This is a genomic window from Brevundimonas sp. BR2-1 (assembly GCF_037626195.1).
GTDB lineage: Bacteria > Pseudomonadota > Alphaproteobacteria > Caulobacterales > Caulobacteraceae > Brevundimonas.
Genome location: NZ_JARKMV010000001.1, coordinates 1,322,052 through 1,337,177 on the forward strand (window position 1 = coordinate 1,322,052; position 15,126 = coordinate 1,337,177).

Below are 15,126 nucleotides of genomic sequence, written 5' to 3' on the forward strand. Positions count from 1 at the left end.
CGCAGGCGCTGGAAAAGCTGAAGGCCGCGACGGGGTCGCGGCCTTCGAAGCATTCTGCGGCGCCGGCGGCCTTACTGGCGGCTGAGCGCGCCGGCCAGGATGACGTCGATCTGTTTGCCGATCTGGGCCGTCAGCTGCTGGATGGTCCAGCCGTCGTAGGCGGCGCGGCGGTAGTTCGACAGCCAGGCGTCGTAGATCATCTCGCCAAGCAGGCGCACGTCGGCGTCCTGGCGTAGTTCGCGGTCGGCCACCCCGGCCTGGAGGGCGTCGGTGACGACCGAGACCAGCGGCTTGACGGCCTCGCGCGAGCGCATTTCGGCGGCGACCGGCTGGAACCAGGAGCGGGCGACGACGGCCTGAACCAGCGGCAGCTGCTCCAGCGAGCCGTGGTAGCCGGCGGTCAGGGCGGCCAGCAGTCGGCCCCGCACGGTGGTTTCGGCGGCGGCGGCGGTCTTCAGCGTATCGGCCAGCTTGACCATGTCCGTGGCCAGAACGGCCTCGAACAGTTCGGCCTTGTCCTGGAAATTGGCGAAGACGGCGCCGGTCGACATGCCCGCGCCCTTGGCGATGTCGCGGATGGTGGCGGGCTCGTAGCCGCGCTCGCCGAACAGCTGGCGAGCCGCGTCCAGCACCTTCTGGCGGGTGCGGACCTTGGCCGTCTGGCGGCGGTTCAGCCGGGGAGTTTCCCCCTCGGCGGCGTTGGCGGGGGGGGAGGAAGCCAAGGCGGTATCTCGCATGAAACGACTACTCAAGAAGCGGCGGCTGACATCCGCCGGTAAAAACTGAACGCGGAAGCGTTGGGTCTTAACGGGGCGCGAACAACGCGCAAAATCGCCCAAACGGCGAGGATGGGCAGTCATCACGCAACGATGACCAAATTGGGGTAGTGGGATTAACGGAGCGGTTAGCTTGGGGGTTAACGCGGCAGGGGCGCCGATTCCGTCGCCTGCGTCTCAGCGACGCAGAGTGGATCTCAGGGCGCGAGCGCGTCGGGGCGCCTCGCCGTCGGGCATGGCCGCCTGGAACACCTTGCGGAACTGGTCGCGCCGCTCGTGGATCGAGGCCAGGACCAGCCCCATGGGTACGCCCAGGTCGATCAGGGTATTTTCGGCCAGCTGAAGACTGGCCTCGGTGGTTTCGGGCACGGCGTCGGTGACGCCGAGGCTGTAGAGGCGCGCCGCATGCTTGTCGTCGCGAGCGCGGGCGATCAGGACGATATCCGGTCGGACAGCCCGCACCGCCCTGACGACCTCGTCGACCTTGGTCGGGGCGTCCATGGTCACGACCACGGCCCGCGCGGTCCCGATGCCGCACAGGGCCAGCATCTCCTCGCGGGCGGCGTCGCCGTAGAAGACGTTGGCTCCCTCGGCGCGACCCTTGCCAACCGTGGAGGGGTCGGCGTCGATGGCAAGGAACCGCTGGTCGTGGGTCTGAAGGATTTCGCCGACCAACCGGCCGACGCGACCGAAGCCGACGATCAGGACCTGACCCTCCTCGGCGGTGGGCTCAAGCGCCTCGTCCGGCAGGTCGGGGCGGCCCGCCTCGACGCTCTTCACCAGACGGGACGCGATCAGGGCCATCAGCGGAATGCTGAAGATGCTGATGGTGGCGGCAAGCAGAACCGTCTGGGTGAAGGCGGGCGAGGCGATACCCTCGACCAGGCCGGCCCCCAGGATGACGAAGGCGAATTCGCCGGCCGGCCCCAGCACCAGGGCCGTCTCGATGGCGACGCGGTTGCCCAGCTTCCAGGCCCGCGCGGCCGCGTAGATCAGGCCGGCCTTCAGCAGGGTCATCACGGCGGCGAGGCCGAAAACGGCGACCGGGTCGGCGGCCACGGCGTTCACATCCAGACCGATGCCGACGCCGACGAAGAAGACGCCGAGCAAAAGGCCCTTGAACGGCTCGATCGACACCTCGACCTCGCGCCGGAACTCGGTCTCGGCCAGAAGCAGGCCCGCGACCAGGGCGCCCAGACTCATCGACAGGCCGGCGGCCTGGGCCGCCACCCCCGCGCCCACCACCACCAGCAGGCTGGCGGCGATGAACATTTCCTGCCCCTGCCCCCTCGCCTTGGCCTTTGCGACCGAGCGGAACAGGGGCCGCAGGACCAGCCGGCCGAGGATGACCAGGAGGCCCAGGCCGATCGCGGCGGGGATCAGGGTCAGCAGGGCGGGCCTCAGCACCGACGGGTCGAACTCGCCTGCGGGCATCGCCCCTTGCGCCATGGCGGCCAGGACCGTGACCGTGATCAGGATGGGCGCCACGGCCAGATCCTGGGCCAGCAGGATGGCGAAGGTGGCGCGTCCGGAAGTGGTGGAGATGCGGCCGCGCTCGGCCATCACAGGCATGACGACGGCGGTCGAGGACAGGGCCAGACCCATGCCCAGGACCGCCGCGGAAACCAGCGGCTGGCCCATCAGCATGAAGACGGCGCAGAGCGCGACGGTGCAGACCACGACCTGGGTGACGCCGAGGCCGAACACGAGGCGGCGCATGGCCTTCAGCCGCTCCCACGACAGCTCGAGCCCGATCATGAACAACAGGAAGGCGACCCCGAGCTCCGACAGGGAGCGAATCTGCCCGGCGTCGGAAATCGTCAGCCACGCCAGCCAGGGGGCGCTGTCCGCCATCCGGGCCAGACCGTAAGGCCCCAGAAGCACGCCGGCGGCCAGAAAGCCCAGGACCGGACTGATCTTGAAACGATTGAACAGCGGCACGACGACGCCCGCCGCCGCCAGAAACACAACCAGGTCCTTGTATTCGCCGCCGCCGCCGTGAATCGTCATTCAACCCCCGATGACGTTCAGCCTACAGGCTGAAACGCCGTCCTGTCCGGGTTTCCGTCGCACATGACAAAAAATTCAGGCGACAGCCGGGAACCGCGTCGTAGGGTCCCCGCCGACGCCGTCCATAGAGATACGAAGTCGAGGGACCCCATGAAAAAACTGCTGATCGGCGCCGCATTCGGCGCGCTGCTGTTGCCCGCCTCCGTGGCGGCCGCACAGGACCATGAACACGGCTGCATCGACGAAGCCTGCACCGTGTACGAACTGTTCCAGACCCCGCAGGAAGGCGCGACGGTGCTGGGCTATCAGGGAACCGAAGCGCCGAAATACGGGACCTGGGGCTTCGACCTGGCCGGCCGCGACACCTCGGTGAGCCCCGGCGACAGCTTCATGCGCTACGCCAACGGCGCCGCGCTGGACCGGATGCAGATCCCGTCTGACCGCACCAGCTACGGCTCGTTCGCCCTGCTGCGCGAACTGTCCGACAACCGCGTCAAGGCGATGATCGAGGGCCTGACGGCGCGCACCGACCTGACCGCCGGCTCGGACGAGCAGAAGATCGCCGACGCCTACCGCTCCTATATGGACGAGGCGCGCATCGAGGCGCTGGACGCCCAGCCGCTGCAGCCCTATCTGGCCGCCATCCGCGCCGCCAACACCCATGACCTGGCCGCCGTCTATATGGGCGACACCCAGGGCCGGATCGGCGGTTCGATCTTCGGCACCGGGATCACCACCGACCAGAAGGCGCCGACCCGCTATGTGGTCTCGACCGGCCAGTCGGGACTGGGCCTGCCCAACCGCGACTACTATCTCGAGCAGCGCTGGGCCGAGAAGAAGGCCCTGTACCAGGCCTATGTCGCCCGCATGCTGGAGATGATCGGCTGGGAGAACCCGACCGCTTCGGCGGAGGCCATCGTGGCCTTCGAGACCCGTATCGCCGAGGCGCACTGGACGCCGATCCAGAACCGCAACCGTGACGAGACCTACAACGAATACACCATCGCCCAGCTGGCCGCGGAGGCTCCCGGCTTCCCGTGGCAGGACTATTACACCGCCGTCGGCGTGGGCGAGGTTCCGCGCCTGATCGTCCGGCAGGACACGGCCATGCCGAAGATCGCGGCCATCTACGCCGAGACGCCGATCGAGGTCATCCAGGCCTGGCAGGCCTTCCACACCGTGGATGACGCCGCGCCGCGCCTGTCGCGCCGGTTCTCCGACGCCCAGTGGGAGTTCCGCTCGCGCGACCTGAACGGCCAGCCGATGCAGCGCCCCCGCGACAAGCGCGGCATCAGCTTCGCCGAGGGCATGCTGGGCGAGGCCGTCGGCCGCCAGTATGTGGCCGAATACTTCCCGGCCGAGTCCAAGGCCAAGATGGAGGCCCTGGTCGCCAATCTGCGCACGGCCCTGGGCAACCGCATCCAGACCTACAGCTGGATGAGCGCCGCGACCCGCGCGGCCGCGGAGGAGAAGCTGAACAAGTTCACCGTCAAGATCGGCTATCCGAACAAGTGGCGTGACTATTCGGCGCTGGAGGTCCGGCCCGACGACCTCTTCGGGAACGCCGAGCGCGCCGGCCTCTTCCAGTGGAACTACCAGCTGAACCGCCTGAACGATCCGGTCGACAAGACCGAATGGGGCATGACGCCGCAGACGGTGAACGCCTATTACAACTCGACCAACAACGAGATCGTCTTCCCGGCCGCCATCCTGCAGCCGCCGTTCTTCGATCCCGACGCGGACCCGGCCGTCAACTACGGCGGCATCGGCGGCGTCATCGGCCACGAGATCGGCCACGGCTTCGACGACCAGGGCTCCAAGTCCGACGGCGACGGCGTGCTGCGCAGCTGGTGGACCCCCGAGGACCGGGCCAATTTCGACGGGCTGACCGCGCGTCTCGGCGCCCAGTACGACCAGTTCGAGCCGATCCCCGGCTTCAAGGTCCAGGGCGGCCTGACCATGGGCGAGAACATCGGCGACGCCGCCGGCAATGCGGTGGGCCTCGAGGCCTATCACCTGTCGCTGAACGGCCAGCCGGCGCCCATTCTGGACGGCACCACCGGGGACCAGCGCTTCTTCTACGGCTGGGCCCAGGTCTGGCAGTCGAAGATGCGCGACGACGCCCTGCGCAACCAGATCGCCACCGACCCGCACAGCCCGGCCGAGTTCCGCGTCATCGGACCCGTGCGCAACGTCGACGCCTGGTACGAAGCGTTCGACGTCCAGCCGGGCTCGAAATACTACCTGGCCCCGGAAGACCGGGTGCGTATCTGGTAGGGCGCGAAGCGCGAACTGAAGAGGGCCGGAGCGGCGACGTTCCGGCCCTTTTTCCTTGCGGTTGGCCTGCCCTCCACCGTGCACCCCGGCGAATGCCGGGGTCCAGATCACGGACCGGGTCGGCAGGGATTGGCGCCGCGATCCCTGATCAAGCTGTCGCGCTCGCCATCTGGACCCCGGCATTCCCCGGGGTGCACGGTGATGCTTGCGAGGAGGGAGAGCCACCCGCGCTCGAGCGGCGAGCGGCGGCGGCGAACGATAGCGCCCAAGCCCCAGACGCAAAAAAGCCCGCCGCGGGGGATACATCGCGGCGGGCTTCTTTTCGCTCTTTGACGAGCGGACGTTTCCTCCCCGAAACGCCTCCGAGCCGCTGCTGCGTCGAAACGCTGCGCTTCTCGAGTGCGTCAGAAAGACGACATTTCAGGCTTCAAGTCAATGAATGCCCTAAGGGAACCGTCAGGAATTCCTGGGTTATCGCCGATAACTCACGAACCTGTGTGTGCGCCCGCGACGATGGCGCGGACGGTGGCCACAAGGTCGCCGCGGGGGACCACCCGCTGGCCCGGCCGTTCGGATTTCCAGGCCTCGTTGTCGGTGACCCCGGCGGCGAGGATCCGGCCCGCGTCGAGGTCCTTGACCGTGACCTGTCCGGCCGCGATCTCGTCCCCGCCGAGGATGACGGCGGCGGGGGCGCCGCGGCGGTCGGCGTATTTCATCTGCGCCTTCATGCCCGCCCGGCCGAGGTAGAGTTCGGCGGCGATCCCGGCGTTGCGCAGCTCGGACACGGCGTCGAGATAGTGCTGCATGTCGGCGTCGGAGAAGACGATGACCACGACCGGGCCCCGCACCCCCTCCGCCGCGCCCCGGCCGGCCGCCTTGAGCGCCGAGGCCAGGCGCGAGACGCCGAAGGAAAAGCCCGTGGCCGGCAACCGCTCGCCCGTGAAGCGGGCGACCAGATCGTCATAGCGGCCGCCGCCCCCGATGGAGCCGAAGCGCACGGCCCGGCCCCTGTCGTCGGTGGTGTCCAGCAGCAGTTCGGCCTCGAACACGGCGCCGGTGTAATATTCCAGCCCGCGCACGATGGTGGGGTCGAAGCGCACGGCGTCCTCGCTGACCTTCATCGAGGTCAGGGCCCGGTCTATGGCCGCCAGTTCCTCGAGAGCCGCCTCGCCGATCGCGCCGAGACCGCCGGCGCGCGCCACGGCCTCGAGCGTCGCCGCCCGCGACAGGGCCGCGTCGCCCGCCGAGGCCAGAAAGGCCTCGATCGTTGCGGCCACGCCGATCGGCAGGTTGGCGCCCCTGGTGTAGTCGCCGGATTCGTCCAGCCGGCCCTCGCCCAGCAGGGCCGATACCCCCTCCCAGCCCAGACGGTCGAACTTGTCGATGGCGCGCAGGGCGGTCAGGCGCTGGCCCGGGTCGGTGACGCCGCCCGCCTCGAACAGGCCGTCGAACAGTTTGCGGTTCGAGACCCGGACCACGGCCTGATCCGCATCCAATCCGGCCGCGCGCAGGCCCTCGCAGGCCATGGCGATGATCTCGGCGTCGGCCTCGGGCCGGTCGGAACCCACGGTGTCGGCGTCGCACTGGACGAATTCGCGGAAGCGGCCGGGGCCGGGCTTTTCGTTGCGCCAGACGGGGCCGAAGGCGTAGCGGCGGAATGGCTTGGGCAGCGTCTCCCACCCCTGGGCGGCAAAGCGGGCCAGGGGGGCGGTCAGATCGTAGCGCAGGGCCATCCACTGCTCGTCGTCGTCCTGCAGGGCGAAGACGCCCTCGTTCGGACGGTCGGCGTCGGGGAGGAATTTGCCGAGAGCGTCGGCGTATTCGAACGCGCCGGTTTCCAGCGGCTCGAAGCCCCAGCGCTCATAGACCTCGGACACGCGCGCCACCAGGCGGCGCTCGGCAGTCAGGTCCGCGCCGCGGCGGTCGGCGAATCCGCGGGGATTGCGGGCTTCGGGGCGGGTCGGCGCATCTGTGCTCATGCCGCGCCGCTTAAGCCATCACCCGCCCCCGGGCAACGTTCAGGGCAACGCTCAGAGGGCGACTGAGGCCGCGGCGGGTTTGCGGATCGCCACCATCCGTCCGTAGGTCAGGCAGCGCCACACCCATTCCAGCGGCCCCATGCTGAACACCGACAGCCACAGCGGCGACCAGATCAGCTGGGCGGCCCAGACGGCGATCACCACCGTCCACATCTCCGCCGGGCTGTGCGAGCCGAACCACATGGGCCCCCATGGCGCATAGTAGAGGGTGACCATGATCAGGGTCTGGGTCAGATAGTTGGTGAAGGCCATCCGCCCGACCGGGGCGAATATCGCGGTCAGGAGCCTCAGTCCGAACCGGTTTATCAGGATCAGGACGCTGGCGTAGAACAGGGTGATCAGGAAGGCCATGCCGCCGGCGGCGGCGGCCAGACCATTCGTCGGGTCCGTACCCTCGGGCGCCATCGCCTCCTGCCAGCCGAACCAGGCGAAGGCCGCCAGATTGGCGCCGCCGATCGCGATGACCAGCAGATAGGTCCACAGCGGCGACCGGCCCGAGAAATACCCCGACTTGAACAGGCCCAGGCCCAGCAGCATCAGCGGCACGGTGACAGGGATCAGGAACGGGCTGGCCATCAGCTGGAATGTCGCCCAGGTCTCAAGGTTCTGCAGCAGGCCGGAGGGCCAGCCGGCGCGGTAGAGGTCGATCGTGGCCTGGATGGCGGCCGGGTCGGCGACCGGCATGCCGGCCTCCATCTTCGCCGCGAACTCGGCCGGCATATTGGCCATGCCCCAGTAGCCGGCGGTGGCGACGAGGCCCCACAGCAGGGTGATCGACCCGCCCACCCACAGCAGCCTGCGCGCGCTCCACGAGCGCATCAGCATGACCAGCAGGCCGCAGTAGGCGTAGTGGAACAGGATGTCGCCGTACCAGAAGAGGGCGCCGTGGATCACGCCGATCAGGCCCAGCCACAGCAGGCGCCGGCGCAGCAGCTTTCCGCGCGCCTCGTCGGAGCGTTCGCCGCCGACCAGAAAGACCGACACGCCGAACAGCATGGTGAACAGCGTCCGCATCTTGTCGGAGAAGAAGACGTCTGTGGCCCACATGCCGATGTGGTCGGCCTGGGTCAGCACGCCGGGCGGCGGCGCCTCGGACATGGTCAACTGGAACGGCCAGGCGAAGGCGATGGCGTTGACGGCCAGAATGCCCAGGATGGCCCAGCCGCGCAGCACATCCAGATTGTAGATGCGGTCTTTCGGCCGGACGGGCTCGAGCGCGGGTGCGACCCGCGGCGCGGATTCGATTTCGACAGCGGCCATGATCTTCCCCCCATCCTGGCGAGCCTCAGAGTGGCGGAAGCGGCGGAGTCTGGAAACTGAATTCGCCGTAACCGGCGGGTCAGTCCGGGGCGCGGTCGCGCATGACGCCCAGACGGTCGCGGACCTCGGGCTGGGGCATGAAGGCGATGAAGGCGGCGCACAAACCAGCCCACAGGGCGTAGCTGACGCCCAGAAGCACGGCGATGGGCAGGCCGCCGACGCCGTAGATCAGCAGGGTGGTCTCGGTTGCGCCCGCGGCCTGGGCGATGCCCCCTGCCTCGAACCAGCCGACCACCGACACGATCAGCGCCAGCGCGCCCTGAAGGCCCGCCGCCAGCAGGCCGCCGTAGAACATGAAGCGCCAGACCACGCCGAGCCGGGTCGCGGGACGGCCGGTCAGGTCGCGCTCGCGCGCCAGCAGCCACAGACCGCCCGGCGCGGCCGCGAGGCCGATCACCAGCACGACCAGCCGCCAGTCCATCTCAAGGCTGGGCAGCCAGTTCCGGGGCGGCCAGACGATCAGGGTGACGACCAGCGGGGGCCACAGGGCCCCGGCCAGCGCCGCCAGCACGATGCGCTGGGGATCGCGCCGCCAGGCGACGCGCTGCTGACCCGGAAAGTCTTCCGGCTTTTCCAGCACGGGGATCATCGGGTCGGCGCCGGTTCCGGGCCGGAATAGTCATAGAAGCCGCGCCCGGACTTGCGCCCCAGCCAGCCGGCCTCGACGTATTTCACGAGCAGCGGACAGGGCCGGTATTTGCTGTCGGCCAGGCCGTCGTAGAGCACGTTCATGATGGCCAGCACCACGTCCAGGCCCATGAAGTCCGCCAGCTCCAGCGGCCCCATCGGATGGTTGGCGCCCAGTTTCAGCGCCTTGTCGATCGAGGCGACATTGCCGACGCCCTCGTACAGGACATAGACGGCCTCGTTGATCATCGGCACCAGGATGCGGTTGACGATGAAGGCGGGGAAGTCCTCGGAATTGGTCGTCGTCTTGCCCAGCGATTCCGCGAAGGCGACGGCGGCGTCATAGGTCTGGGCCGAGGTGGCGATGCCGCGGATGATCTCGACCAGTTTCATCACCGGCGCCGGCTTCATGAAATGCAGGCCGATGAACCGCTCGGGCCGGTCCGTCGCCGAGGCCAGCCGGGTGATGGAGATGGACGAGGTGTTGGAGGCCAGCAGGGTGTTCTCGCCCAGATGCGGCGCCAGGTCGGCGAGGATGGATTTCTTGACCGCCTCGTCCTCGATCGCGGCCTCGATGACCAGATCGGCCTTGGCGGCGGCGGCGAGGGAGGCGGCGGAGGAGATGCGCGACAGGGCCGCGTCAGCGGCGGCCTGATCGAGCAGGCCGCGCCCGACCTGGCGGGCGAGGCTGGCGGCGATGGCGCCCTGCGCCTGGGGCACGCGGTCGCCGGCGGCGTCGTACAGCAACACCTGATAGCCGCCCACGGCCACGGCCTGGGCGATGCCTGCGCCCATCTGGCCTGCGCCGATGACGGCGACGGATCGGATCGTGGTCATTTGGTCCGGTTGGCTGGCGGGCGGGGAGCCCGGTCGGAGCGGCACCTTAGGACCCTCGCCGGACGGCGCAAGGCCGTAAGCGCGGGACGATTGCGAAGGGGCTGCGGCGTGTCGCAGCGGTCGCGTTTATCCCAGCATCTGGATCAGGATCGGCGCGGTCAGGCGGTTGAACAGGATCCTGAGGAAATTGATCAGGAGCAGGACGACGATCGGCGAGATGTCGATGCCGCCGAGCGGCGGGATGATGCTGCGGAACGGCGCCAGGATCGGCGTGGTGATCCGGTCCAGGAAGTCAGCCAGCTGGCTGACGAACCGGTTGCGGCGGTTGATCACGTCGAAGGCGAACAGCCAGCTGAAGATGGCCGAAAGGATGATCGCCCAGGTCATGAGCGACAGGATCGTATTGACCAGCCAGACGATGGCGTAACCCATGGAAGGGACTCCGGAAACCGATTGAGCCCCGCTTCTAGCGTGGCCGCGCCCCAGGTCCAAGGATTCCGGCGCTGCGACGGCGGGAGGGCTCAAGCCCGTTGACACTCCCGCCCCGCCCCTCGTATGTCGCGCCCTCGCCTGCACCCGGAAACGGGGCCGTAGCTCAGTTGGTAGAGCGCGTCGTTCGCAATGACGAGGTCAGGGGTTCGACTCCCCTCGGCTCCACCAGGCACCCTCACGACCGCCATGACCCAGACCGCCAGTCCAGCCGCAGCGCGTTCCCCCGGGCCGGTGACCGTCGCGGCCCTGTACCGGTTCGCCGCCGTTGCGGATTGCGTGGCGGTGCGCGACCGGCTGGAGGCGCTGTGCCGCCCCGAGGTGCGCGGCACCCTGCTGATCGCCCATGAAGGAATGAATGGGACGATCGCCGGCCCGGCCGAGGCGGTCGAACGGGTGCTGGCGGGCATTCGGGCGCTGCCAGGGTTCGCAGGGCTGGACGTCAAATACGCCCGGGCGGAAGCCCTGCCGTTCCACCGGCTGAAGGTGCGGATCAAGCCCGAGATCGTCACCATGGGCCAGCCGGACCTGGACCCCCTGGACGCCGGAACCTATGTCGCCCCCGCCGACTGGAACGCCCTGATCTCCGACCCCGGGACCATCGTGATCGACACCCGCAACGACTATGAGGCCGCGGTCGGCGCCTTCGAGGGGGCGATCCAGCCCAATACGCGGGCTTTTCGCGACTTCTCCGACTGGTTCCGCACCGAGGGCCGCGCCCTGCTGGATCGGCCGAACCCGCCGAAGGTGGCCATGTACTGCACCGGCGGCATCCGCTGCGAAAAGGCCACGGCCTTCCTCAGGGCCGAGGGCGTGCAGGACGTCTTCCATCTGGAGGGCGGCGTCCTGCGTTATCTGGAGACCACGCCCGAGGCCGACAGCCTGTGGCGGGGCGAATGCTTTGTCTTCGACGAGCGGGTCGCGGTCGGCCACGGCCTGAGCCCGGGCAGCCACAGCCTGTGCCGGGGCTGCCGCATGCCGGTCAGCGAGGCGGGGCGGAAGTCGCCGCGCCATGTCGAGGGCGTGGCCTGCGACCGCTGCGCCGATACCCGGACCGAGGCGGACCGGGCGCGCTATCTGGAGCGGGCGAAACAGGTGGAGATGGCGGAACGGCGCGGCGTGGCGCACATCGGCGCGGTTCAGCCGCCGCCGGAGGACTGACCTACTGGTCCTCGTCGAATTTGCGTTCGACCAGATCGGCCAGGGCGGCCACCGCGGCCTCGGCCTCGGGGCCCTCGCCCCTGATCTCGATGCCGCAGCCGTTGCCGGCGCCCAGCATCAGCAGGCCCATGATCGACAGGGCGTTGACCGTCACCCCGTCGCGGGTGACGTGGATCTCGGCGTCGAAGCCGGAGGCCAGTTTGACGAATTTGGCCGAGGCTCGGGCATGCAGGCCCCGGGTGTTGCAGATGTTCGCCGTGGCCGTGACGGTCATTTTTCGCCCTGAAGCACCCAGCTGGCGACGGAGATGTATTTGCGGCCGGCGTCCTGGGCGTGGGCCACGCAGGATTCCAGCGGCTCGCGGCCGCGCACGCTGGCCAGCTTGATCAGCATGGGCAGGTTCAGCCCGGCGATGACCTCGGCATGGGTCTCCTCCATTACCGAAATGGCCAGGTTTGAGGGGGTGCCGCCGAACATGTCGGTCAGCAGGATGACGCCGTCTCCGTCGTTCACGGCGTTGGCGGCGTCGACGATGTCGCGCCGACGGCGCTCCATGTCGTCCTCGGGGCCGATGCAGATGGCCGCGACCCCCCGCTGGGGGCCCACGACGTGCTCCATGGCCGCCAGAAACTCAGAGGCCAGCCCCCCGTGGGTGACGATAACCAGCCCGATCATGACGGTATAACCAAAGCTCACGCCCCGCGTCCGGCGGCCCTTGAGCTCGCCGCAAGCCGGGCGGAATAGCCCAAGTCAGCGCCGGGTTAAAGCGGGCTGGTCAGCAGTGTGACCTTTTCGACCGCCGAGGGTTCGAATCCGCACAGCCGCACCAGCGGCAACGGGACGCCCGCGATAACGGTTTCGGCGGGGTCCGGCAGGCGCTCGACAGGGTCCGCCGACAGCTCGACCGCCAGCACCAGCCGGACCAGATCCAGGGCGCAGGCCGGAACAACGCCGACCCCGCGCGCCTCGATACGGCCGGCGATGGTGGCCGGACAGGTCGCATAGAGTGCGCCGCCCGAGGCGAACACATGGGCGTAGTCGTCCGCGACCAGCCGCCAGCCCTGTCCGATCAGCCGCAGGGCCAGGTCGCTCTTGCCGGCGCCGGACGGGCCGGTGATCAGGACGCCGCGCCAGCCGCGGGCGGGCGTCCAGCGCGCCGCGACCGTGCCGTGCAGGGGCTGGTCGCTCATCCGCGGCGCCCGAGGCCGGCCGGCGGCAGGGCGACCTCGAAGCGGGCTCCGACGACCGCGCCCTGCTCGTCTGTCCGGTTTTCCGCCCGGATGGCCCCGCCGTGAGCCTCGACGATCTGGCGGGCGATGGACAGGCCGAGGCCGGAGTTGGCCCCGAAGGCCGTGCCCTTGGGCCGGGAGGTGTAGAACCGCTGGAAAACCGTCTCGAGGTTTTCGGGCGGAATGCCGGGGCCGTCGTCGTCGATCCGGACGTGGGCGGGGCGATCCGGATCGGTCGCGTCGAGCAACAGGGTGGCCCGCACCAGGCCGCCGGGCGGGCTGAACGAGCGGGCGTTGTCGATCAGGTTGCGGAACACCTGCCCCAGCGGCCCGTCGCGGCCGAGGACGAGGATATGGTCCCCCGCCGGCGGCTCGAAGGCGATGCGCGGCTCGCCCGGCTTGCGCCCCGCCTCATAGACGCCGACGATTTCGGTCAGCAGGGTGGTCAGGTCGATGGTGCGGGGCCGGTCGCGGGCCAGTTCGGCGTCCAGCCGCGAGGCGTTGGAGATGTCGGTGATCAGCCGATCCAGCCGTCTCACGTCCTGCTGCAACAGGGCCGTCAGCTTCTCGCGCTGGGCCTCGGTCCTGACCAGCGGCAGGGTCTCCAGCGCCGAGCGGATCGAGGTCAGGGGGTTCTTGATCTCGTGCGAGACGTCGGCGGCGAACCGTTCGATGGCGTCCATCCGGTCCGACAGTGTCTCGGTCATGGTCTCCAGCGAGCGGGCCAGATCGCCGATCTCGTCCCTGCGGCCCTCAAGATCGGGCAGGGAGATGGCGCGGGCGCGCTGGAGCCGGACCTCGTCCGCCGCCGCCGACAGCCGCATCACCGGCCGGGCCACGAACAGGTGCATCAGCAGCGAGCCGAGCAGGTTCACGAACAGGGCGACCAGGGCGAAGGGCATCAGGGCGCGTCGCTGGGCCGCCAGGGTCTCGTCGACGTCGCCGGCCTCGAGCGTCAGCACGCCCAGAACCTGCTGCACGTGGCGCACGGGGATGGAGACCGAGACCACCCGGTCGCCGCTTTCGGACCGGCGCAGCCCGGCCTGGGCCTCGCCGTCCAGCGCCGCCTCGACCTCGGCGGCCAGGGCGGAGCGGGCCCGTTCGACGGCGGCCTCGTTGCGGCTTGCGAGCCCCGGTTCGACCTGGATCGGCGGGGTGCCGGCGGGGCGGGCGGGCGGCAGCGCCTGTCCGGGAATGATTTCGGTCACCGCATAGCTGTCGGCGACCAGCAGGCCGTCGAGGTCGAACAGCCGCGCCCGCTGACCTGCGGGGATGAAATTGTCCCGCAGCAGCAGGGGAGCCTTCTCGACGTTGAACTGCGGATTGGGCTCGCCGACCGTATATTCCTTGTCGGCCAGCACATTGGCCAGCAGCTCGGCCTGGGCGATCAGCGTCTCCTGCCGGGCCTCGATCAGGCCGCGCCGCCATTCGTTCAGCGCCAGCGCCCCGACGAAAAGGATCAGCAGGCTGAGCAGGTTCAGGGCCAGGATCAGGCCGCCGAGCCGCGACCCCCCGAAGCGTTTCAGCGACGGGCGGCGCGGTTCGTCGTCTCCCGGCGGGAGCGGATCAGCTTTCGCGATAGCGGTATCCAACGCCATACAGGGTCTCGATGGCGTCGAACTCGGGGTCGACAACCCGGAACTTCTTCCGCATCCGCTTGACGTGGCTGTCGATGGTGCGGTCGTCGACATAGACCTGATCGTCGTAGGCGGCGTCCATCAGGTTGTCGCGGCTCTTCACGAAGCCCGGACGCTGCGCCAGGGCCTGCAGCAGCAGGAATTCGGTGACGGTCAGCTTGACCGGCTTGCCGTCCCAGGTGCTCTCATGGCGGGCGGGGTCCATCGACAACTTGCCGCGCTTGATGGCCTTTGAGGAATTCTCGCCCGACGGCTCCGGCTCGCCGCCGTCGGCGCCGGTCCGGCGCAGCAGCGCCTTGACCCGCTCGATCAGCAGACGCTGGCTGAAGGGTTTGTGGATATAGTCGTCGGCGCCCAGGTTGAAGCCCAGGATTTCGTCGATCTCCTCGTCGCGCGAGGTCAGCATGATGACCGGGATCTGCGAGGTCTGGCGCAGGCGGCGCAGCACCTCCATCCCGTCCATGCGTGGCATCTTCACGTCCAGGATGGCCAGATCCGGCGGACTGGCCTCCAGCGCCTCGAGGCCCGCAGCCCCGTCGTGGTACGCCGTGATCTTGTGGCCGTGGCTTTCCAGCGCCAGCGAGACGGAGGCGACGATGTTCTCGTCGTCGTCGACCAGGGTGATGTTGGCCAAAGGCGGTCTCCTTGCAGGCTTTTCGTTCGTCGTTCGCAGTCTCAACGCACGGCAAGCGTTACCGTTCTAATCCATCATTGTCCGGGGCCG

The 15,126-nt window shown here is 69.1% G+C and carries 14 protein-coding genes and 1 tRNA gene; 3 read left to right on the forward strand and 12 right to left on the reverse strand.

The window, feature by feature from the left end:
• Nucleotides 1-71: 71 nt before the first annotated feature.
• Complete coding sequence (locus tag BrevBR_RS06580; protein ID WP_332641231.1) at nucleotides 72-722, reverse strand: TetR/AcrR family transcriptional regulator; 651 nt, start codon at nucleotides 720-722, stop codon at nucleotides 72-74.
• Nucleotides 723-953: 231 nt separating this feature from the next.
• Entirely contained in the window at nucleotides 954-2,786 is a 1,833-nt protein-coding gene (locus tag BrevBR_RS06585; RefSeq protein ID WP_340000364.1) for a cation:proton antiporter domain-containing protein, read from the reverse strand.
• Nucleotides 2,787-2,936: 150 nt separating this feature from the next.
• Here BrevBR_RS06585 and BrevBR_RS06590 point away from each other — a divergent pair, with 150 nt between their 5' ends.
• A complete protein-coding gene (locus BrevBR_RS06590; protein WP_332641229.1) occupies nucleotides 2,937-5,063 on the forward strand; it encodes a M13 family metallopeptidase in 2,127 nt (708 codons plus the stop codon).
• A 485-nt stretch (nucleotides 5,064-5,548) separates the two neighbouring features.
• Here BrevBR_RS06590 and hisS read toward each other — a convergent pair whose 3' ends face one another.
• The 5 genes from hisS to BrevBR_RS06615 all read right to left on the reverse strand — a co-directional run bounded on the left by hisS (nucleotide 5,549) and on the right by BrevBR_RS06615 (nucleotide 10,318).
• Nucleotides 5,549-7,042 (reverse strand): histidine--tRNA ligase, encoded by a 1,494-nt coding sequence (gene hisS / locus BrevBR_RS06595; RefSeq protein WP_340000365.1) that lies wholly within the window; start codon nucleotides 7,040-7,042, stop codon nucleotides 5,549-5,551.
• Nucleotides 7,043-7,093: 51 nt separating this feature from the next.
• On the reverse strand, nucleotides 7,094-8,362 hold the full coding sequence (locus BrevBR_RS06600; protein WP_340000366.1) for a DUF418 domain-containing protein: 1,269 nt from the start codon (nucleotides 8,360-8,362) through the stop codon (nucleotides 7,094-7,096).
• 79 nt (nucleotides 8,363-8,441) lie between these two features.
• Nucleotides 8,442-9,011 carry a phthalate transporter gene (locus BrevBR_RS06605; RefSeq protein WP_332641226.1) on the reverse strand — a complete coding sequence of 190 codons (570 nt, stop codon included), beginning with the start codon at nucleotides 9,009-9,011 and terminating at the stop codon, nucleotides 8,442-8,444.
• A complete protein-coding gene (locus BrevBR_RS06610) occupies nucleotides 9,008-9,886 on the reverse strand; it encodes a 3-hydroxybutyryl-CoA dehydrogenase (protein ID WP_332641225.1) in 879 nt (292 codons plus the stop codon). The genes BrevBR_RS06605 and BrevBR_RS06610 overlap by 4 nt, the downstream gene beginning before the upstream one ends.
• Nucleotides 9,887-10,012: 126 nt before the next feature.
• Nucleotides 10,013-10,318, reverse strand: a complete 306-nt coding sequence (locus tag BrevBR_RS06615) for a YggT family protein (RefSeq protein WP_332641224.1) — start codon at nucleotides 10,316-10,318, stop codon at nucleotides 10,013-10,015.
• A 152-nt stretch (nucleotides 10,319-10,470) separates the two neighbouring features.
• On the opposite strand from BrevBR_RS06615, the gene BrevBR_RS06620 reads away from it, so the two are divergent.
• Both BrevBR_RS06620 and trhO read left to right on the forward strand, forming a co-directional pair.
• A tRNA-Ala gene (locus BrevBR_RS06620) sits at nucleotides 10,471-10,546 on the forward strand.
• 18 nt (nucleotides 10,547-10,564) lie between these two features.
• Nucleotides 10,565-11,536, forward strand: coding sequence for an oxygen-dependent tRNA uridine(34) hydroxylase TrhO (gene trhO / locus BrevBR_RS06625; protein ID WP_340000367.1), 972 nt, complete (start codon nucleotides 10,565-10,567; stop codon nucleotides 11,534-11,536).
• 1 nt (nucleotide 11,537) lies between these two features.
• On the opposite strand, the gene BrevBR_RS06630 is transcribed toward trhO, so the two are convergent.
• The 5 genes from BrevBR_RS06630 to BrevBR_RS06650 form a co-directional block, all read right to left on the reverse strand.
• A complete protein-coding gene (locus BrevBR_RS06630; protein WP_332641222.1) occupies nucleotides 11,538-11,810 on the reverse strand; it encodes an HPr family phosphocarrier protein in 273 nt (90 codons plus the stop codon).
• Nucleotides 11,807-12,211: a PTS sugar transporter subunit IIA gene (locus BrevBR_RS06635; RefSeq protein ID WP_056616976.1), complete on the reverse strand. Its 405-nt coding sequence runs from the start codon at nucleotides 12,209-12,211 to the stop codon at nucleotides 11,807-11,809. The genes BrevBR_RS06630 and BrevBR_RS06635 overlap by 4 nt, the downstream gene beginning before the upstream one ends.
• 86 nt (nucleotides 12,212-12,297) lie before the next feature.
• Nucleotides 12,298-12,726: an HPr kinase/phosphorylase gene (locus tag BrevBR_RS06640; RefSeq protein WP_340000368.1), complete on the reverse strand. Its 429-nt coding sequence runs from the start codon at nucleotides 12,724-12,726 to the stop codon at nucleotides 12,298-12,300.
• A complete protein-coding gene (locus BrevBR_RS06645; RefSeq protein ID WP_340000369.1) occupies nucleotides 12,723-14,363 on the reverse strand; it encodes an ATP-binding protein in 1,641 nt (546 codons plus the stop codon). The genes BrevBR_RS06640 and BrevBR_RS06645 overlap by 4 nt, the downstream gene beginning before the upstream one ends.
• Nucleotides 14,332-15,036, reverse strand: a complete 705-nt coding sequence (locus BrevBR_RS06650; protein ID WP_332641219.1) for a response regulator transcription factor — start codon at nucleotides 15,034-15,036, stop codon at nucleotides 14,332-14,334. Before BrevBR_RS06650 ends, BrevBR_RS06645 begins: the two co-directional genes overlap by 32 nt.
• Between the last annotated feature and the right edge of the window lie 90 nt (nucleotides 15,037-15,126).